Source organism: Arthrobacter sp. 8AJ (assembly GCF_902506025.1).
Taxonomy (GTDB): Bacteria; Actinomycetota; Actinomycetes; order Actinomycetales; family Micrococcaceae; genus Arthrobacter.
This window is the reverse complement of sequence record NZ_LR733289.1, coordinates 3,692,693-3,711,806: the sequence shown is the minus strand read 5'-3', so window position 1 is coordinate 3,711,806 and position 19,114 is coordinate 3,692,693. Positions and strand designations below refer to the sequence as shown.

General features: G+C 66.5%; 19 protein-coding genes and 1 riboswitch. Of the genes, 11 read left to right on the top strand and 8 right to left on the bottom strand.

What is annotated here, in order from left to right:
• Positions 1–8: 8 nt before the first annotated feature.
• Complete coding sequence (locus BACI349Y_RS17180) at positions 9–1,217, bottom strand: cobalamin-independent methionine synthase II family protein (RefSeq protein WP_159633554.1); 1,209 nt, start codon at positions 1,215–1,217, stop codon at positions 9–11.
• 13 nt (positions 1,218–1,230) lie between these two features.
• Positions 1,231–1,335: riboswitch (SAM riboswitch) on the bottom strand.
• A 97-nt stretch (positions 1,336–1,432) separates the two neighbouring features.
• On the opposite strand from BACI349Y_RS17180, the gene BACI349Y_RS17175 reads away from it, so the two are divergent.
• The 5 genes from BACI349Y_RS17175 to BACI349Y_RS17155 all read left to right on the top strand — a co-directional run bounded on the left by BACI349Y_RS17175 (position 1,433) and on the right by BACI349Y_RS17155 (position 6,308).
• Entirely contained in the window at positions 1,433–2,449 is a 1,017-nt protein-coding gene (locus tag BACI349Y_RS17175; RefSeq protein ID WP_236561063.1) for a M14 family zinc carboxypeptidase, read from the top strand.
• Between the two features lie 234 nt (positions 2,450–2,683).
• The gene (locus BACI349Y_RS17170; protein WP_159633551.1) at positions 2,684–3,973 is read left to right on the top strand and encodes an adenylosuccinate synthase; all 1,290 of its coding nucleotides are present in this window, start codon (positions 2,684–2,686) and stop codon (positions 3,971–3,973) included.
• 178 nt (positions 3,974–4,151) lie between these two features.
• The gene (locus BACI349Y_RS17165) at positions 4,152–4,523 is read left to right on the top strand and encodes a YegP family protein (protein ID WP_159633548.1); all 372 of its coding nucleotides are present in this window, start codon (positions 4,152–4,154) and stop codon (positions 4,521–4,523) included.
• Between the two features lie 295 nt (positions 4,524–4,818).
• Entirely contained in the window at positions 4,819–5,370 is a 552-nt protein-coding gene (locus BACI349Y_RS17160) for an RNA polymerase sigma factor (RefSeq protein ID WP_159633545.1), read from the top strand.
• On the top strand, positions 5,367–6,308 hold the full coding sequence (locus tag BACI349Y_RS17155) for a hypothetical protein (RefSeq protein ID WP_159633542.1): 942 nt from the start codon (positions 5,367–5,369) through the stop codon (positions 6,306–6,308). Before BACI349Y_RS17160 ends, BACI349Y_RS17155 begins: the two co-directional genes overlap by 4 nt.
• A gap of 61 nt (positions 6,309–6,369) precedes the next feature.
• Here BACI349Y_RS17155 and BACI349Y_RS17150 read toward each other — a convergent pair whose 3' ends face one another.
• The 4 genes from BACI349Y_RS17150 to acs are packed head-to-tail and all read right to left on the bottom strand — an operon-like array spanning position 6,370 to position 11,493.
• On the bottom strand, positions 6,370–6,864 hold the full coding sequence (locus tag BACI349Y_RS17150; protein WP_159633539.1) for a CoA-binding protein: 495 nt from the start codon (positions 6,862–6,864) through the stop codon (positions 6,370–6,372).
• Complete coding sequence (locus tag BACI349Y_RS17145; protein ID WP_159633536.1) at positions 6,861–8,213, bottom strand: O-acetylhomoserine aminocarboxypropyltransferase/cysteine synthase family protein; 1,353 nt, start codon at positions 8,211–8,213, stop codon at positions 6,861–6,863. Before BACI349Y_RS17145 ends, BACI349Y_RS17150 begins: the two co-directional genes overlap by 4 nt.
• A complete protein-coding gene (gene sfnG / locus BACI349Y_RS17140; RefSeq protein ID WP_236560894.1) occupies positions 8,213–9,460 on the bottom strand; it encodes a dimethylsulfone monooxygenase SfnG in 1,248 nt (415 codons plus the stop codon). Before sfnG ends, BACI349Y_RS17145 begins: the two co-directional genes overlap by 1 nt.
• Positions 9,457–11,493: an acetate--CoA ligase gene (gene acs, locus BACI349Y_RS17135; RefSeq protein ID WP_442858418.1), complete on the bottom strand. Its 2,037-nt coding sequence runs from the start codon at positions 11,491–11,493 to the stop codon at positions 9,457–9,459. The genes sfnG and acs overlap by 4 nt, the downstream gene beginning before the upstream one ends.
• Before the next feature lie 233 nt (positions 11,494–11,726).
• Between acs and BACI349Y_RS17130 the strand changes: the two genes are divergently transcribed.
• Positions 11,727–12,152, top strand: coding sequence for a CoA-binding protein (locus BACI349Y_RS17130; protein WP_159633530.1), 426 nt, complete (start codon positions 11,727–11,729; stop codon positions 12,150–12,152).
• A gap of 24 nt (positions 12,153–12,176) precedes the next feature.
• On the opposite strand, the gene BACI349Y_RS17125 is transcribed toward BACI349Y_RS17130, so the two are convergent.
• Positions 12,177–13,211, bottom strand: coding sequence for an isopenicillin N synthase family dioxygenase (locus tag BACI349Y_RS17125; RefSeq protein ID WP_159633527.1), 1,035 nt, complete (start codon positions 13,209–13,211; stop codon positions 12,177–12,179).
• A gap of 45 nt (positions 13,212–13,256) precedes the next feature.
• Between BACI349Y_RS17125 and BACI349Y_RS17120 the strand changes: the two genes are divergently transcribed.
• The 5 genes from BACI349Y_RS17120 (at position 13,257) to BACI349Y_RS17100 (ending at position 15,954) form a co-directional block, all read left to right on the top strand.
• Complete coding sequence (locus BACI349Y_RS17120) at positions 13,257–13,670, top strand: MmcQ/YjbR family DNA-binding protein (RefSeq protein WP_159633524.1); 414 nt, start codon at positions 13,257–13,259, stop codon at positions 13,668–13,670.
• Positions 13,663–14,211, top strand: a complete 549-nt coding sequence (locus BACI349Y_RS17115; RefSeq protein ID WP_159633521.1) for a DUF1990 family protein — start codon at positions 13,663–13,665, stop codon at positions 14,209–14,211. The genes BACI349Y_RS17120 and BACI349Y_RS17115 overlap by 8 nt, the downstream gene beginning before the upstream one ends.
• On the top strand, positions 14,208–14,528 hold the full coding sequence (locus BACI349Y_RS17110) for a putative quinol monooxygenase (protein WP_159633518.1): 321 nt from the start codon (positions 14,208–14,210) through the stop codon (positions 14,526–14,528). The genes BACI349Y_RS17115 and BACI349Y_RS17110 overlap by 4 nt, the downstream gene beginning before the upstream one ends.
• A gap of 15 nt (positions 14,529–14,543) precedes the next feature.
• Positions 14,544–14,837 carry a DUF503 domain-containing protein gene (locus BACI349Y_RS17105; protein WP_159633515.1) on the top strand — a complete coding sequence of 98 codons (294 nt, stop codon included), beginning with the start codon at positions 14,544–14,546 and terminating at the stop codon, positions 14,835–14,837.
• Positions 14,838–15,012: 175 nt separating this feature from the next.
• The gene (locus tag BACI349Y_RS17100) at positions 15,013–15,954 is read left to right on the top strand and encodes a hypothetical protein (protein ID WP_236560892.1); all 942 of its coding nucleotides are present in this window, start codon (positions 15,013–15,015) and stop codon (positions 15,952–15,954) included.
• Positions 15,955–16,033: 79 nt separating this feature from the next.
• Here BACI349Y_RS17100 and purL read toward each other — a convergent pair whose 3' ends face one another.
• On the bottom strand, positions 16,034–18,343 hold the full coding sequence (gene purL / locus BACI349Y_RS17095) for a phosphoribosylformylglycinamidine synthase subunit PurL (RefSeq protein WP_159633512.1): 2,310 nt from the start codon (positions 18,341–18,343) through the stop codon (positions 16,034–16,036).
• The gene (gene purQ / locus BACI349Y_RS17090) at positions 18,340–19,113 is read right to left on the bottom strand and encodes a phosphoribosylformylglycinamidine synthase subunit PurQ (RefSeq protein ID WP_159633509.1); all 774 of its coding nucleotides are present in this window, start codon (positions 19,111–19,113) and stop codon (positions 18,340–18,342) included. The genes purL and purQ overlap by 4 nt, the downstream gene beginning before the upstream one ends.
• Between the last annotated feature and the right edge of the window lies 1 nt (position 19,114).

Genomic DNA, 19,114 nt, shown 5'->3' with positions numbered 1-19,114 from the left:
TCTTGCAGCTACCAGAGGCGGCTGGTGGCCCGGCGGGCGCCCTCGCCGAGGGCCTCCAGCTTGGCGAAGGCGATCTGCGGGTGGACCCGGCCGCCCAGGCCGCAGTCGGTGGAGGCGATGACATTCTCACGGCCCACGACGTCGGCAAAGCGGACAATGCGGTCTGCCACCAAGTCCGGGTGTTCCACCACGTTGGTGGCGTGCGAGACGATGCCCGGGATGATCACCTTGCCCTCGGGGAGCTTGGTGTCCTCCCATACCCGCCATTCGTGTTCGTGGCGGACGTTGGCTGCCTCGAAGGAGTAGGCGCCGGCGTTCACCTGCAGCACCGATCCGATGATGTCGGCGAAGGGGATGTCGGTGGTGTGCGGACCGTGCCAGGAACCCCAGCAGACGTGCAGCCGGATCTGTTCCTGGGGCAGGTCGCGGAGGGCCCAGTTGGTGGCCTCGACGCGCAGCTGGATGAACTTCAGGTAGTCCTCCAGGGAGGGCTCGGGATTGATCTGGTCCCAGCTCTCGGCCAGGGACGGATCATCGAGCTGCACGGTGAGGCCGGCATCGATGATCGCCTTGTACTCCTCCCGCATGGCATCGGCGCAGGCGTAGACAAGTTCCTCCTCCGACTTGTAGTACTCGTTGGCCACGCGGGCGCAGGAGCCGGGGGAGAGGGATGCTACGAAGCCGTCCGACAACCCGGCGGCTGCGAGGCCGGTCTTCAGGTTCCTGATGTCCGATGCCACCAGGTCCTGGCCCGTGTAGGTCAGGGGTCCGGCGATCTTGGGCTGGGTCACGCTCTTGCGGTGAGACAGGATGCCCGAGGAGGGGTCGTTGTAGGCCTCGTTGAACGCCTGCCGGTCGCGCCGGTCGGGGAATGAGGTCAGGACAATGTTGCCGGGCGAGGAGCGGTGCACCTGGGCATCGGCCCAGCGGTCCACGTTGGTTGGCTCCAGGCCGCCCAGCCGTGCAAAGGAGTAGTTCCACCAGGCGCCGTAGTCCACGGAGCTGGACATCGTGTGCCCGTATTCGCCGTCGTTGGGGATGTCGATGCCGAGGTCCTTCTGGCGCTGGACCACCTCCACCACGGAGGCCTCCAGGAGTCCCAGGAATTCAGGGGTGACGCCGTCGGTTTCCTTGGCGGCGTTGGCCGCGATGAGTTCCGGGGTGCGGGGCAAGGATCCCGCGTGGGTGACGCGGATGTGGTCGGTGTTCAGGGACATGCTGGAATCTTCCTTTCCATCGGTCCTGGCAGTAGCACCTTCGGCCGGCAGGAATCCTGCTGGACCGTGGTTGCTGCGGCGTCATCGAGCCAGGTCTCTCGGCCGCTCCGGATGGTTCACTCTCACATAAATCCAGATGCCTGCCCCGGGGCAAGTCTGCGCCGCTTTATGTCGCGACGGGCTGCCCGGCGGCTTTCCTCGCCGTCTCCGGCGCCCTGGCGCTGGCCGTCGTCGCAGGTCCCGCCCCGCTGGCACACGCGGTAGGCGAAGGCCCCAACTACGACGCCAACGGCCAGATCACCACGTCCAGGCTCGCCACGTATGAACAGATGGTCTTATTCCTGAAGGACCAGGATGCCCGCCAGCCGGCAATGGAGCTGGAGGTCATCGGGCAGACGGTCAAGGGGCGTGACATCCACCTGATCAAGTACATTTCGGACCCCGCCAAGCCCACCATCCTGTACCTGACCCAGCAGCACGGCAACGAGCAGCTCACCACCGAGGGCGCCATGGAGTTCATCAAGCACCTGGGGACCGGCAAATCCGCGGACATCCTCAACGGCGTGAACATCCTGGTAGTGCCCATGCTCAATGCGGACGGCGCCATGGGTGACGTGGACTTCTCCCTGGACAATTACCTCGCCAAGGGCGACCGGCACCTCACCCGCTACAACGCCGAGGGCGTGGACCTGAACCGCGACCACGTGGCCAAGGTCCAGCCGGAGACCCAGGCGCTGCACAACAACGTCATGCGCAAATACCGGATCGACTACATGATCGACCTGCACCACCAGGGCACCCGGGCCGAGCGTGACGGCAAGCTGGTGTCGGGCTCCATCCTGTACCCCACCACCCCCAACGCCGACCCCGCCGTCGTCGAAAAATCCAAGCAACTCGGCGCCGTGGTGTTCAACAACGTCGACTCCACCGGCTGGGGGCACCTGGGCAAATACCAGGGCGGCAGTGCCGAAACCATCAGCCGCAACGGCATCTCCGTGGAGTACGGCATTGCCACCCTGCTCTTCGAGATGCGCGGCATGTCGGACCACTACCTGGACGGCTATGCACTCGGGCAGCGCAGCAACGGCTACCTGATTAAACAGACCGTCACCACGCTGACCTCCACGGCCGCGGCCATCGCGGACGGGTCCATTGCCGACGCCGACACCTCCTTCTGGAACACGCTCGCCGAACAGACGTCCCGGCCGGCCGGGGAGGCTGAGGACGAATAGACGGCACCGGCCGCCGCGGCCTTTTGGCAGAAAGGACCGCGGCGGGCCACAACAGTGGACAAAGTGCCCTATCGGCTAAACTTGGGTGGTAAGAGCCCCGGAACTCTTGCTTCGCTGCGCCGTGCTGCGGCTGTGCGAAGGCCGGTATGTTCGGGGCATTCTCATGAACGGCGCTGCATGGGCCCGCCACCTGGTGGCCGGCCCGGGCAGTCCGCACGAATGGGGGAGGATCCCATGCCAGCAATTGTGATCGTAGGAGCCCAGTGGGGCGACGAAGGAAAAGGCAAGGCCACCGACCTGCTGGGCGGCCGTGTTGACTACGTCGTCAAGCCCAACGGCGGCAACAACGCCGGGCACACCGTCGTCGTAGGCGGTGAAAAGTACGAACTCAAGCTGCTGCCGGCAGGCATTCTCAGCTCCAACGCCGTTCCCATCATCGGCAACGGCTGCGTGGTGAACCTGGAGGCACTCTTCCAGGAAATCGACGGACTCCAGGCGCGCGGCGCCGACACCTCAAAACTGCGGGTCTCCGCCAACGCCCACCTGGTGGCCCCGTACCACCAGGTGCTGGACAAGGTGACCGAGCGCTTCCTGGGCAGCCGTGCCATTGGCACCACCGGCCGCGGCATCGGCCCCGCCTACATGGACAAGGTGGCCCGGCTGGGCATCCGCGTCCAGGACGTCTTCGACGAATCGATCCTGCGCCAGAAGGTGGAAGGCTCGCTGCGCCAGAAGAACGAACTCCTGGTCAAGGTCTACAACCGCCGCAGCGTTGTGGTGGACGAGATCGTGGAGTACTTCCTGTCCTTCGCCGAGCGGCTCCGCCCGCTGGTCATCGACAGCACCCTGGTCCTGAACTCGGCGCTGGACGAGGGCAAGGTAGTCCTGATGGAGGGCGGCCAGGCAACGTTCCTGGACGTGGACCACGGCACCTACCCGTTCGTGACCTCCTCCAACCCCACCGCCGGCGGCGCCTCGGTGGGTTCCGGCATCGGCCCCACCCGGATTTCGCGTTCCATCGGCATCATCAAGGCCTACACCACCCGCGTTGGTGCCGGCCCGTTCCCCACCGAACTTTTCGATGAGATGGGCATGTACCTGCAGAAGACCGGCGGCGAATTCGGCGTCAACACCGGCCGCCCGCGCCGCTGCGGCTGGTACGACGCCGTCCTGGCGCGGCACGCTTCCCGCGTGAACGGTTTCACGGACTACTTCGTCACCAAGCTGGACGTCCTGACCGGCATCGAGCAGATCCCGGTGTGCGTGGCCTACGACGTCGACGGTGTCCGGCATGACGAGATGCCCATGACGCAGACCGAGTTCCACCACGCGAAGCCGATCTTCGAGTACTTTGACGGCTGGACCGAGGACATCACGGGAGCCCGGACGCTGGCGGACCTCCCCGAGAATGCCCGCAACTACGTGCTGGCGCTGGAGAAGCTCTCCGGAACCCGGTTCTCCGCGATCGGCGTTGGCCCGGACCGCGACCAGACCATCGTGGTGAACGACCTCATCAACGACTGACGCGCCCTCCCGGAGCAGGCATGACGACGGCGGCAGGCCACCTTTCGCAGGTGGCCTGCCGCTTCTCTTTTGGTGGCGGACAGCGAATTTACACAGGCTTAACGCGCATGGTCTTGTGAGGTTTCCGGTGCCGCGGCCAGACTCGTCTGTACAACCTGGTGCCCAAGGAAGGATCGTCATGGCCGGAAAATTTGAAGCATTCGTCGACGCTGATTCGTTTTTCCGGTTCCGTCTCCTGGCTCCGGACGGGGCCGTTATCGCCGTCTCCGGCCCCTTCGAGGACAAGGCCGCTGTGGCGGCAGGGATCGCCGCGGTGCGTGAATGTGCCGGCACGGGCCTGGTCACCGACCTGTGTCCCGCCGGAACCGTAGCCCGTCCCGCGGCTGAACCCGCTGCGGCTGCTGCCGCTGTTCCGGCCGGGCTGCCCGCTGCCGTCGTGCCCGTGTGCGGAGAAGAACGCGCGCCCTCCACGCGGCACGCCTTTGCGCTGGCCAATGCGCCGCGCCGGCATGCCACGGCACCCCGGTGGACCAGGGCAGCAGCCCGCTGACAGGCGGGGAAGGAAATTCTCACAAGTTTTTTTGAAAGCGCGTAACCCTTTGGGGGTCCCCGGCGATTACCCCTATGAAGTGCCGGTCTGGAACCTGTCCCCCATCACGTTCCAGGCCGGCTCTTTTGTCTTTCCGCAAGGGTGGCTGCACCCGCCTGGCCCGGCACCGGCCCTGTTGCCAGCGTCGTGGCGGTTCCGGCGGGGTGGTTACCTGAGGGTAAAGTAAGGGCAGCGTTCCGGATGTACTGAGCGCCCGCCTTGCCAACACCCTTCTTTGACGGAAAGCACTACGTCAGTGACCGATGCACAGACAGACGAGGCTCCGGACCAGCCGCTTTCCGGGACTGCCGCCTTCAGCCTTGTCTACAAGACCTACGCATCACAGGTGCTGGGCTACCTCACAGCCCGGGGAGTCGAGGATCCGGAGGCCGCCATGCAGGAAGTGTTCCTTTCCGTGCTGCCCCGCCTCCACACCGTGCACGGCGGCGAATCCGGCCTGCGGACTTTTATCTTCTCCGTTGCCCACGCCCGCATTGTGGATGACCACCGGCGGCAAAGCCGGACCCCGGTCAAGCTGCCCTTCGAGCCCGAGCTCGACCAGCGGGTAGACACCTCAGCGGAAAAGGAAGCCCTGCAGCGCATTTCGCCCCAGGAGGTCCTGACGCTGCTGGACGGTCTGCCGCAGGACCAGCGGGACGTCCTGTCGCTGCGCCTGGTGGGAGGCCTCACAGTGGAACAGACGGCCGAGACCATGGAAAAGAGCGCCGGTTCGGTGAAGCAGCTTCAGCGGCGCGCATTGTTGAAACTCCGGGAACTCGCCGCAGTGAAGGAGTACCTCGCGCCATGACACCCGCCCCGGAAAACCGCGCCGCCCTTGTTGATGACATGCTGCTGGACGCCGGCTGCCAGCTGGATGCGGACCTTCGCAACGCCCTGCTGTCGCTGGGCACCCTGGCTTCGCTGCCCGCGCCGGAACCCAGCGGTGAGCTTGCCGCACTGCTCACGGCAGGGGAACCGGGCGGGGAAGCAGCTGAACAGGCAGCTGAAGAGGTGCCGGAACAGCCCGGTGTACAGGCCACTGGACAGCCCGATGCGCTGCTTGGGGACGAACTGGCGCGCCGCCGCCGCCGGCGCCACCGCCCCACCGCGCTGGGCCTGGTGCTGGTGGCCGGGATGGGGCTGGGTGTGGGCGGGGTAGCCGCCAGCTCCAGCACTTCCGGAACCAGTCCCGTGGAGCACCTGCTGGAGGATTGGGCGCCCTGGAACAGTACAGCCGGGGAACCGTCCGCCGCCGGTTTCAGCTACCGGGGTCCCAAGGTGGCTTCCGACGGGGACCTTGCCGCTGCCGGCTCACCTGCACCCGGTGGGTCCTCCGATGCCGCAAACCTTGCCTCCAGCCTCCTTCGGGATCCTGCCGGCTCCTCCCGCCACACAGGACGGACGCACACCGGGTTCCCGCCGTGCGTCGGCCCGGTCAAACACGAGGCCGGCGCCGAAGCGTGCACGCCCGCGGCTCCCGGGACTTCTTTGCAGGGCAATGGACTTGGCAGGGGCAAGGAGAATCCCGGCGCCGCGACGGACGGGATGCCGGCAGGGCAAGGGGCTTCCGGGCCGGCGAAGGCCGGACTCCCGGCGGCCAGCACCGGGCCGTCAGCCGGGGATGCAGCCGCCGAGGCACTAAAGGCGGCGGGCTCCGCGGCCAACGCAATGCCGGGACAGGGCCAAACAGGCTCCCAGGCGGCAGGACAGGGATCCGGGCCCAAGCCCACGTCTCCGGCGAAATAGCCGAAACACAGCAACAGCGGGCCCGTCGGACGGACCCGCTGTCGCCGCATGCAGCCGCCGGTCAGGCCATGACCTGGCGCTTGGAGGAAATCACGCCGGTATCGAAGCCGGCCAGGTGGAGTCCGCCGTGGAAGCGCGCGTGCTCGATCTTCACGCAGCGGTCCATCACCACGTTGAGCCCCGCGGCTTCCGCGCCTGCCGCGACGCCTTCGTGCCAGGAACCCAGTTGCAGCCAGAGTGTTTTGGCGCCGGCGGCCACGGCCTCGTCCAGGACGCCCGGAAGGTCGTCATGCTTGCGGAAAACGTCGACGATGTCCGGGCTCTCCGGCAGGTCCGCCAGGGACGCATACGTGGGCTGGCCCAGGATCTCCTTGACCACCGGGTTCACGAAGTACACCTTGTAGCGGGTGGAGGACAGCAGGTACGTGGCCACGAAGTAGCTGGCCCGCGACGGCTTGTCAGAGGCTCCAACAATGGCAATGGATGTCGCCTGCCGGAGCAGGGCCAGCCGCTCAGGTGCCGACGGGCCGGACCAGGTGCGTTCGGCGGGGCTCATGCGTTTGCTCCGATCGTGCAGGCGCCTGCGGGTTCTTGGGCGACGGCGGCGTCCCGGGCCGCGGCGTTGGAGGCTTCGGTGAGTGCCTGGTCCAGATCCCACAGGATGTCCTCGATATCCTCGAGGCCCACCGAGATGCGGACCAGGTCCTCCGGCACGCCCGCGGATTCCAGCTGGGCTGCGCTGAGCTGCTGGTGGGTGGTGGAGCCGGGGTGGATCACGAGGGTCCGGGAGTCACCCACGTTGGCCAGGTGGGAGGCCAGCTGCAGGGACTCGATGAACTTCTGCCCTGCGGCGCGCCCACCTTTGACCCCGAAGGAGAACACCGAGCCCGGGCCAAGCGGCAGGTACTTCCGGGCCCGTTCGAAGTGCGGGTGCGAAGGCAGGCCCGAGTAGTTGACGTAGGCTACCCGCTCATCGTTTTCCAGCCATTCGGCCACGGCCTGCGCGTTCTTCAGGTGCTCGTCGAGCCGCTGTGCCAGGGTCTCAACGCCCTGGAGCAGCTGGAACGCCGACTGCGGCGAAAGGGCCGGACCGATGTCCCGCAGCTGCTCGCTGCGCAGCTTGGTGAGGAACCCGTACTCACCGAAGTTGCCCCACCAGGAGACGTTGCCGTAGGAAGCCACGGGCTCAGTCATGGTGGGGAACTTGCCGTTGCCCCAGTTGAACCGGCCACTCTCCACCACTACGCCACCCAGGGTGGTGCCGTGGCCGCCCAGGAACTTGGTGGCGGAGTGGATCACGATGTCGGCACCGTGTTCGATGGGCCGCACCAGGTACGGCGTGCTCAAGGTGGCGTCGACCACCAAGGGGATGCCGGCGTCGTGCGCCACCTTTGCCAACCCCTCCAGGTCCTGGACCTCCGACGACGGGTTGGCCACCACCTCCACGAAAATGGCTTTGGTGTTGTCCCGCACCGCCGCGGCGTAGTCAGCGGGGTCGGTGCCGGGGACGAACGTGGTGTCCACGCCGAACCGGCGCAGGGTCACGTCGAGCTGGGTCACAGTTCCGCCATACAGCTGGGAAGCTGCCACGATGTGGTCGCCCGCCTGTGTCAGGGCGGCGAAGGTGATGAACTCCGCTGCCATGCCCGACGCCGTCGCGACCGCTCCGATGCCACCCTCGAGGGACGCGATGCGCTCCTCGAACGCCGCGACGGTGGGGTTGCCGATGCGGGAGTAGATGTTGCCGTACTTCTGGAGGGCGAACAGGTTGGCGGCGTCGTTGGTGTCTTTGAAGACGAACGACGTGGTCTGGTAGATGGGAACGGCGCGGGCGCCGTGTTCGGCGTCAGGGGTGCCGCCGGCGTGCAGGGCGCGGGTGCGGAACCCGAAGGTGCGCTCAGCCATCAGACAGCCACCGCTTCGGCGGCAACCGGGGTGCCGGATGGGCCCACGCCCGCAGGGTTCCCTGGCCGAGCTTGCGAGGCTAGGGGGCGGGTGGGGACCAATTCGGTGCCGTTCCTGCGGGCCAGGTCCGCCTCAAGCTCCCGGACGATCGGCAGGATGTCGCGGCCGAACGCCGCCACCTCCTCCTGGAAGTGCAGGTAGCCGGTGAGGAACAGGTTCACGCCGATCTTCTTGTACTCCACGATGCGCTCGGCAATCTGCTCCGGGGTGCCGATGAGCTGGGTCTTGAAGCCGTCGTTGTACTGGACCAGGTCCTCGAAGGTGGAGTCGGCCCACATGCCCTTGCCGTCCTTGGTGGAGGCACCGGCTTCCTGCACCGCATCGCGGAAGCCCTGGACGGCGGGTTTGTGCGCCTTTTCCACGATCTCGCGCAGGGTGTCCCGGGCTTCCTTTTCGGAGTCGCGGGCGATGACGAACCCGTTGAGGCCGAACCGGGGAGCGGCCAGCCGCCCTTCGGCGCCGCGGCCGGTTTCGCCGGCAGCGGCCACCACGCCGGCGATGTTGTCCTTGAAACCCTCAAGGTCCTTGCCGTTGGAGAAGTACCAGTCCGCCACGCGGCCCGCGGTGGCCTGGGCCGCCGTCGAGTTTCCGCCGAAGAAGATCTCGGGGTGGGCGCGGCCGGGGACGTCCACGGGGGCCGGGTTCAGGGTGAAGTCGGTGATGTTGTAGTACTTGCCGGACTGGCTGTAGTCCTTTTCGGTCCACAATCCGCGCAGGACGTTGATGAATTCCTCGGTGCGGACGTAGCGCTCGTCGTGCTCCAGCCACTCCAGGCCGAAGTTGGTGAACTCGCTCTTCAGCCAGCCGGAGACGATGTTGACGGCGGCGCGGCCGTTGGAGATGTGGTCGGCGGTGATGATGTACTTCGCCAGCACGCCCGGGTGCCACATGCCCGGGTGGACCGCGGCGATGACCTTCAGGCGCTCCGTGGCGGCCAGCAGTGCCAGGCTGAACGACGTCGCCTCGTGCTGCTTGTCCGCGCCGTAGGAGGCGGCGTAGCGCGTCTGCGTCAGGGCATATTCGAAGCCGGATTCTTCGGCGATGCGGGCCAGCTTCTTGTTGTAGTCGAAGTCCCAGCCGGTGCGCTGTTCGATGGTGGATACCACCAGGCCGCCGGAGACGTTGGGCACCCAGTAGGCGAACTTGAGCGGTTCGGAGAGTCGTGCGACGTTGCTGATCTCGGTCATGAATTTTCCTTCGGTAGGGCCCGCTGGCGCAGGACGTCCTGGATACCGGCGATGGCCGGTTCGTTCTGGAGTGAAGTGGTGTCGCCCAGCGCAGTTCCCTCGAACAGCTGGGTGATCAGCCGGCGCATGATCTTGCCGCTGCGGGTCTTGGGGACATCGGGAACAACGACGACGTCGCGCGGCTTGGCGATGGGGCCGATCTCCTCGGCCACGTGGTGCCGGAGCTCGTCGATACAGTCTGCCGGGGCCCCGGCCTTCAGCACGACGAAGGCCACCACCGCGTGGCCGGTCTTCGGATCCGCCACCGGGCAGACTCCGGCCTCCACCACGTCCGGGTGCGACACCAGGGCGGACTCGATCTCGATGGTGGAGAGCAGGTGGCCGGAGACGTTCAGGGTGTCATCCACGCGGCCCAGGATCCAGATGTCGCCGTCGGCGTCGTACTTGGCGCCGTCGCCGGCGAGGAACCAGCCCTGGTCCGCGTACTTGCTCCAATAGGAGTCGAAGTAGCGGCGCGGGTTGCCCCAGACGGTGCGGGCGATGGCGGGCCCGGGGGAGTCAACCACGATGTTTCCCTGGACGCCCGGCGCAACGGTGTTGCCGCCGTCGTCCACGATCCTGGTGCTGACTCCCGGCAGGGGACGGGCGGCGCAGCCGGGCTTGAAGCTGCTGTCCGTCGGCGCGGGGGAGAGGATGGTGGCCCCGGTCTCGGACTGCCACCACGTGTCCACCACCGGTGCGGTGCCGGCGCCCACGTTGTTCCGCAGCCAGCGCCAGGCTTCGGGGTTGACCGCTTCCCCCACGGTCCCCAGCAGGCGGATGGAGGACAGGTCGTAGGTGTCCGGTACACCGTCCGGGAACCAGCCCATGAGGGACCGGACCAGGGTGGGTGCCGTGTAGTACTGGGTTACGCCGTAGCGTTCGATGACCTCAAAATGCCGGCCCGGGTGCGGGGTGTTGGGAGTGCCTTCGAAGATCACCTGCGTCACGCCGTTGGACAGCGGGCCGTAGATCTCGTAGGTGTGGGCCGTGACCCAGGCGAGGTCGGCCGTGCACCAGTGCACGTCGCGGTCGCGGAGGGCCGGATCCGGGTTGCTGAACAGGTGCTCGAAGCTCCACGAGGCCTGCGTCAGGTAGCCGCCGGAGGTGTGCACCAGCCCCTTGGGCTTCCCGGTGGTCCCGGACGTGTACATGATGAACAGCGGCGTTTCGGCGTCGAAAGCCTCCGGCTCGTGGACGTCCGGGGCGTTTCCGACGACGTCATGCCACCACACGTCGCGGCCTGCGGTCATGGGGACGGCGGCCAGGCCGTTGGCAGGGGTGGTGCGGTTGACCACCAGGACGTGCTCGATGGCATTGCCCCCGGCGACGGCGGCGTCCGCGTTGTCCTTCACGGGAACGGCCACGCCGCGGCGGAACTGGCCGTCGGTGGTGACCAGGAGCTTGGCGCCGGTGTCCTCCACCCGGAACTTCAGCGCTTCGGCCGAGAAACCGCCGAACACCAGGGAGTGGATGGCGCCGATCCGGGCCACGGCGAGCGTGATGATGACTGTCTCGGGGATGACCGGGAGGTAGATGACCACGCGGTCACCCTTGGTGATGCCCAGGGCCAGGAGCGCATTGGCGGCTTTTGCCACCTCGCGCTGGAGTTCGGCGTACGTGATGGACCTGCGGTCGCCCGGCTCGCCTTCGAAGTGGAGGGCCACCTTGGCGCCGCGGCCGGCCGCGACGTGGCGGTCCACGCAGTTGGCGGCCACGTTGAGCGTGCCGCCCTCGAACCAGGTGATCTCCGGGCCGCGGGCAGCCTCCGGGTCTGCCGGAAGCCAGCGGTGCGCCGTGTGCCACGGTGTGTCCCAGTCCAGACGCAGCGCCTGCTGCTCCCAAAAGGCAACATTGTCAGGGTGGACCCCCGCGTTCAGGTCCATCGTTTCAGCGGCGCTCAAGCCCATCGTTTCACTCCATCGGTCCTGGCGGTAGCACCCGACGGAGGCAGCCTTCCGGAAAAGCCAGTTCCGGAGATCCGCGGCTGCCATCCTTGTTATCGCCGGAGCGTGGGGGAACGTCCGGCGACCAGGGTTGCTGCGGCGTCATCGATCCAGGTCTCTCGGCCGCTCGGGATGGTCAAAGACCACTACACTCCAGTGAATCCGCGAGAGCAAACTCTCGCAGCCGCCGCTTAATATTCGTTCACAGGCGCCCAACGTTGCTGTATTCGTTCTTTTATTCGGTCCTTCAGGACTTCCAGCGGGGAGCGTAGGCTGATCCCATGGGCCACACGAACGATCCTGCAGTCATTGAACGCCTCATGCGAACCAAGGGCCGCTGGGCCATCGTCGGCCTCACCACCAATGAGTGGCGCGCAGCCTACGATGTTTCGCTCTTTATCCGCGACAAGCTTGGCATGGACATCATTCCCGTCAACCTGCCCGGCGATACTGTCCACGGCGAAACCGGGTACCGCACCCTGGCCGGCATCCCGGCCGAAAAGCAGCCCATCGACGTCGTGGATTGCTTTGTGAATTCGCAGAAGGTGGGCAGCGTGGTCGACCAGGCCATTGCCGTGGGGGCCAAAGCCGTCTGGCTGCAGCTGGGCGTCATCGATGAGGCGGCGGCGGAGCGCGCCAAGGCGGCCGGCCTCGACGTGGTGATGAACGCCTGCCCGGCGCAGCTCGCCTGGAAGTACAACCTGTAGAGCTTCAGCGGCTCCGGCAGTTAATCAGCTCCGGCCCTGCATTAAGTGAGGATAGTGCCGCTCTGTGACGTCAGGGTGTGCGCGCATGCGGCCCTTGAGCATGTTCATTCCGAAGGAAGCCAGCAGCGGGTTGGCGGGATCGTCCGTGATGCCCCGGGCCGCCGCCTTCAGCCCGGGAGCCAGCGGAACCGGTTCTATGACCGCATCGAGCCGGGGCGACCAGAAGAACGGTACCGAGTAGCGGTCCACACCCGGCGGCGGGGCCTGGACGCGGTGGATAGTGGCTGCGAGGTATCCCTCCGTGGCTACTTCCAGCATCTCGCCGAGGTTCACCACCAGGGCTCCCGGAAGGGGCTCCACGGGCAACCACTGGCTGGTGCCGGGCGGCAGTACTTCCAGGCCGCCCACGCCGTCCTGGAGCAGGAGGGTCACGAACCCGTAGTCGGCGTGCGAACCGACACCCTGGTCACCGGCGGCTTCCACCACGCCGCCCACGTAGTGCACCAGCTTGCCCATCCACGCCGGGGTGTCCCGGAACGGTTCATCGAAGTAGTCCTCCGGCAGCTGCAGCGACACCGCGATGGCCCGCAGCAGCTCCATCCCTACCTCCGACATGAGTTCGGCCCACTCCATGGCGGCAGGCCTTAGCCCGGGGAACGCTTCGTCCGGCCAGAGGTTGGGCCCCTGCAGCAGCCAGTAGGGCTGGTCCTCCGGATAGTCCTTCACCGGCTCACGTTCGGGGGAGTAGTCGATCTGCTCCCTCGCATCCGCCCGGCCCTGGGTCATTTCGGTGCCCATCCGGGTGTAGCCGCGGAAGTGCGGGGACAGCCGGTTGTCCAGCTTCATCCGCTCCTCAAGCGGCAGGTTGAAGAAGCGCCTGAGGAGGTCCAGCAGCTCTTCTGCCTGGCCAGGGCGGCCCCCGTAGCCGGTAATTTGGAAGAAGCCCACATCGTGGGTGGCATGCCGCAGCTGCTCGATGAACTCCGGGCTGAAGGGCCCGTAGGGCTGCCGTGCGGTACTCAGATCCAGAACAGGTATGGCTCCCTGGTCGCGTGACATCCTCGCAGACTAGCACCGTGCAGGCCTGCTTTATAGGCTTCCTGCATGGACCCAAATGCGCTGCGGACGATCTGCCTTTCGTTTCCGGGAGCCTACGAGGATTTTCCGTTTGGACCGGAAGTATCGGTCTTCAAGGTCCGGGCCCACATTGCCGGCGGCACCCGCCACGAGGCCAAGCTGTTTGCCCTGTCATCCATGGATGAGGACGACTTTTACGTGAACCTTAAGTGCGAACCGGCCCTTGCCGTGCAGCTGCGGGCGGTGCACCCGGCGATTACCGGCGCATGGCACATGAACAAGACCCATTGGAACGGTGTCCGCCTTGACGGTTCGTTGCCGGACGGGATGGTCAGGGACATGGTGGAGGACTCCTACGACCTGGTGGTGTCAGGATTGAGCCGGAAGCAGCAGGAACAACTGGGGTGGGCGCGCCTCGGGAAGGAAGGCAGCATTGACTGACAGGGCCGTGGCCAGGCTGGACTACCCGGGAGTGGGAGGCACGGAACAGGGCAGCGCTCCCGAAGGATACGGCCGTGTCCTTGAGGAGGCACGCCTGGGGACCGGACTGGACGTTTACCGTCGCGTGGCGGACGGCATCCTGGCCTGGGAGCTGCAGCGGCGGGCAGGTCTGCGCGTCCGCGCGGATTCGCCAAAGGCGGTCCCCGGCGCACGCGTGGTGAGCGGATTCGGCGTCGGGCCCTTCCGCCTGCCGGCCCCCTGCCAGGTGGTGTGGGTCCATGAGCCGACGCCGGACGGCGTGCCGCAATCGGCGGGTTTTGGCTACGGGACGCTGCCCGGACACCCTGCCCGAGGGGAGGAATCCTTTGAAGTGGAGATCAACAGCCAGGGTGAAGTATGGCTGCGGATCCGGGCGTTCAGCAGGCCTGCCAACTGGTTCTACGCGGCCGGCGGCGTGGTGACCCGTGCGGCGCAGCGCTACGTTACTTCCCGGTACATTGAAGGGGCACGCAGTCTCGCCGCGGAAGGAAAATCCCAGTGATCTTTATCGTCGTCAAGTTCAAGGTCAAGCCCGAGTGGTCCGAGCGCTGGCCGGCCCTCGTGGCGGACTTCACCGAAGCCACCCGGAAGGAACCCGGCAACCTCTGGTTCGACTGGTCCCGCAGCCTGGACGATCCCAACGAATACGTCCTCGTGGAAGCCTTCAAGGACGATGCCGCCGGCGACCACGTGAACAGCGGCCACTTCAAGAAGGCCATGACGGACATGCCGCAGGCCCTCGCCGAAACCCCCAGGATCGTCAGCCGGCAGCTCGACGGCGACGGCTGGGACCGGATGGGCGAGCTCACCATCGAGTAGGGAAGGTCCGAAGCCATGTGGATTGGCTGGATCGAGTTCGACATCCTCCTTGGCGACGTTCACAGCCTGAAGGAGAAACGGTCCGTCGTCAGGCCGCTCCTGGCCGAGCTCAAACGCCGCTTTGAGGTGTCGGTCGCCGAGGTAGGGGACCACAGCCAGTACCGGCGCACGCAGCTCGGCGTCGGCCTGGTGGCAGCGGACCGGCCACACCTTATGGAGGTGCTGGCCGCCGTCGAACGCTTTGTGGCCGGCCGGCCCGAGATCGAGCTGCTCAGCGCCCGCCAGCGCGAGCTCCACAGCGAAGACTAGCCCCACCGCCACCCTCGCCTCGCAAGCTCGGCCAGGGAACCCTGGCGGCGTGGGCCCACCCGCCGATTGCTGAGAACTTGTCGTTTTCACGCGCCAAAACGACATCTGCTCAGCAATGGATGGAGGGTGTGGATAACTTCTGCGGGTGTTGTCGGGATTCTGCTCTCATGGATCGATGAAGACCCCACACCCGCTGCCGGAGGAACTCCGGGGACGCCCCTTCACTCTTGTTGACGCTTCGGTTGCCGGAGTGTCCCCGCGCCGCTGGCGGCACGGGTCGCTGACATACCGTGGCCGGGGCATCAGGGTGGAAGGCACGACGACGGCGCTCCCATTAAGCGTTCGGGTTCGGCCCTTCATCGAGGTCAACGAGCTGTGTGCAGCCTCGCACGTGACGGCTGCGGAGCTGCATTCGCTGCCGCAGCGGCGCCAGGACGAGGCCTATGACGATTACCACCTCATCCGCCCCGAAGGTGCAGCCCACCTGGACAGGCCCCATGTCATCGTGCACCGCATGAAGCTGTTTGAGGATGAGGTCGCCACACTTGACGGAATTCCGGTGACAACGCCTGCCCGGACCTGGCTCGACATGGCCGAGTTGTTGTCCGTGGATGAAATCGTGGCCATGGGGGACGCCTGTGTCCGTGCTCCGCGCCCCGACTTCGAGGGCCGCGACTTGCCGCTGTGCAGCATATGGGACCTGCAGCGGACCATCGACAGGCACCGGGGAAAGCGGGGCCTCCGGAAGGCCAAGGAGGCCCTGGAACTTATCCGGGTCGGATCGGATTCGGCCCAGGAAACGATGCTCCGGCTCGCTATCGTCCGCGCAGGCCTGCCCGAGCCCGAGCTGAACGTTCCGATCATCACCGAGGACGGCGTCAGGCACCATGAACCGGACCTGTCTTACCGCAAATACAGGATCGGAATCGAGTACGAGGGCGAGCACCACGGAGATGAAAGCCAGATCGCCAGGGACATAACGCGCTCTGAACGGTACGCCTCCCTGGGGTGGACGGAGGTCAGGATTTCCAAACGCCACATGGTCAACGATGCGAAACCGGCCGCAGCCAAAGTTCTTGTTGCCCTGGCACAGGCCGGCTGGCGAAGGGGTTTTTAAAAACGAGTGCTCCGTACTTGTCGTTCTGACGGGTCAAAACGACAAGTACGGAGCAGTCGATGGGTGGTGCCGGTGGGGACTAGCCGAAGTACTTCGGCAGCGTCCCTTCGTGGGCTTCCCGGAGGGCGTCCAGGGACAGGCTCTCCACACCGTTGATGTCCAGCGTGCCGCTGGCTGCGTCCACCACGCCGATGCGCGTGTGCGCGAAGCCGCGGGCGGTGCACATGTCCGTGAAGCGGACTTCCTCGGACCGCGGGACGCCCACAATGGCGCGGCCCTGGGACTCAGAGAAGAGCGCCGTGAACAGGTCCACGCCGTCCCGGTCCATGATGTCCTGCAAGGCGATCCGGGCACCCACGCCGTAGCGCAGCGAGGACTCAACCAGCGCAGCTGCGAGGCCGCCCTCGGAGAGGTCGTGCGCGGAGTCGATCATGCCGTCGCGCGAAGCGTTGATCAGGATCTCGCCCAGGGCACGCTCGGCCTCAAGGTCAACCTTCGGCGGCTGCCCGCCCAGGTGGCCCCGCATGTTGGCCCACTCGGAACCGTCCAGCTCGGCGCCTGTGGTGCCCAGCATGTAGATGGCCTGGCCGTCTTCACGCCAGCCCGACGGCGTGCGGCGCGCGACGTCGTCGAGCTTGCCCAGGACCGCCACCACGGGGGAGGGGTGGATGGGGGTGGTGCCCGTCTGGTTGTACAGGGAGACGTTGCCGCCGGTGACCGGGATGCCCAGCACCATGCAGGCGTCGGACAGGCCCCGGATGGCTTCGGCCAGCTGCCACATCACGTCCGGATCCTCGGGGGAGCCGAAGTTCAGGCAGTCGCTGACGGCCATGGGGATGGCGCCTGCGGTGGCAACGTTGCGGTAGGCTTCGGCCAGCGCCAGCTGGGCGCCGTGGTAGGGGTCCAGGTAGGTGTAGCGGCCGTTGGCGTCGGTGGCCAGGGCAACGCCCAGGCCTGTTTCCTCGTCAACCCGGACCACGCCGGCGTCGTCCGGGAACGCCATGGAGGTGTTGCCTCCGACGTACCGGTCGTACTGGTTGGTGATCCAGGACTTGGAGCACATGTTCGGCGATGCCACCAGCTCAGTCACGGCCTTTGCCAGCTCGGCGGGAGCGGCCGGGCGGCCGGCGTCCTGCACGGAGCCGGTGAACGTGTCGGCCTGCACGGCATCCTGCCACTCGGGACGGGCGAACGGACGGTCATAGACCGGGCCGTCGTGCGCGACCGTGCGGGGATCGACGTCGACAATCACGTCGCCTTCCCAGGTGATGATGAGGCGGCCGGTGTCGGTCACCTCGCCCAGCCAGGAGTATTCCACGGCCCACTTGTCCATGACGGCTTCGAACGCTTCCACGTTCTCCGGCGTGACCACGGCCATCATGCGTTCCTGCGACTCGGACATCAGGATCTCGCCCGGTGTCAGCGTGGGGTCGCGCAGCAGGACGGAGGTCAGCTCAACCTGCATGCCGCCGTCGCCATTGGATGCCAGTTCCGAGGTAGCGCAGGAGATGCCTGCTGCGCCCAGGTCCTGGATGCCTTCCACCAGCGAGCCTTTGAACAGCTCCAGGCAGCATTCGATGAGTACCTTCTCGGCGAAGGGGTCGCCCACCTGCACCGCGGGGCGCTTGGAGGGCTTGGTGTCGTCAAACGACTCGGAGGCCAGCACCGAGGCGCCGCCGATGCCGTCACCGCCGGTGCGTGCACCGAACAGGACCACCTTGTTGCCCTTGCCGGAGGCGTTGGCCAGGCGGATGTCCTCGTGGCGCATGACGCCCACGGCGAGGGCGTTGACCAGCGGGTTGCCCTGGTAGACGGAGTCGAACACCATCTCGCCGCCGATGTTCGGCAGGCCCAGGGAGTTGCCGTAGCCGCCGATGCCGGCAACCGCGCCGTGCATGACACGGGCGGTGTCCGGGTGGTCGATGGCGCCGAAGCGCAGCGGGTCCATGACGGCCACGGGGCGGGCGCCCATGGAAATGATGTCGCGGACAATGCCGCCGATGCCCGTCGCGGCACCCTGGTAGGGCTCAACGAACGACGGCGAGTTGTGCGATTCGATCTTGAAGGTCACGGCCCAGCCGTCCCCCAGGTTGGTCACGCCGGCGTTTTCGCCGATGCCCACCAGCATGTCCTTCTTCATTTCCTCGGTGACCTTCTGGCCGAACTGGCGCAGGTGGTTCTTGGAGGACTTGTAGGAGCAGTGCTCGCTCCACATGACGGAGTACATGGCCAGCTCGGCGCCGGTGGGGCGGCGGCCCAGGACCTTGACGATCTCGTCGAATTCGTTCTGCTTCAGGCCCAGCTCGGCCCAGGGCAGCTCGGTGTCCGGGGTCTTGGCAGCGTTCTCGACGGTGTCGATGTTGAACTTCTTGGTGGTTTCGGTGGTCACTTGTCGCCTCCCACAATCTTGTTCAGTACGGAGGTGAAGAAACCGAGTCCGTCGGTGTCGGACCCGCCGATGCCGTCCAGCGACTCGGGGCCGAAGCCCGGTTCCACGGCGTGCTCCGGGTGCGGCATGAGGCCCACCACGTTGCCTGCGGCGTTCGAGATGCCGGCGATGTCCCGGCGGGAACCGTTCGGGTTGAAGCCCACGTACCGGAAGACGACGCGGCCCTCGGCCTCAAGGGCGTCCAGGGTTTTTTCGTCGGCGATGTACTGGCCGTCCTGGTTCTTCAGCGGGATGGTGATCTCCTGGCCGGCCTCATAGTCCAGCGTCCACGCCGTGTTACTGTTCTCAACGCGCAGTACCTGGTCGCGGCACAGGAACTTGAGGTGGTCGTTCTTGATCATCGACCCGGGCAGCAGGTGCGACTCGGTGAGGATCTGGAAGCCGTTGCAGATGCCCAGGACAGGCAGCTTGGCGTCGGAGTTCGCGGCGTCGATGATTTTGGACATCAGCGGCGCGAAGCGGGCAATGGCACCGGCACGGAGGTAGTCACCGTAGGAGAAACCGCCGGGGATGACCACAGCGTCCACGTCGCCGAGCCCGGTGTCGCCGTGCCAGAGTTCGACGGCGGTGGCACCGGCCAGGCGGACGGCGCGGGCAGCGTCCCGGTCGTCAAGGGTGCCGGGGAAGGTAACGACGCCAATCCGGGCGCCGGCGAGGCGCGGCTCCGCCGCGACGGCGACAGCCTCGCCAATCAGGGGAAGTTCAGTCATC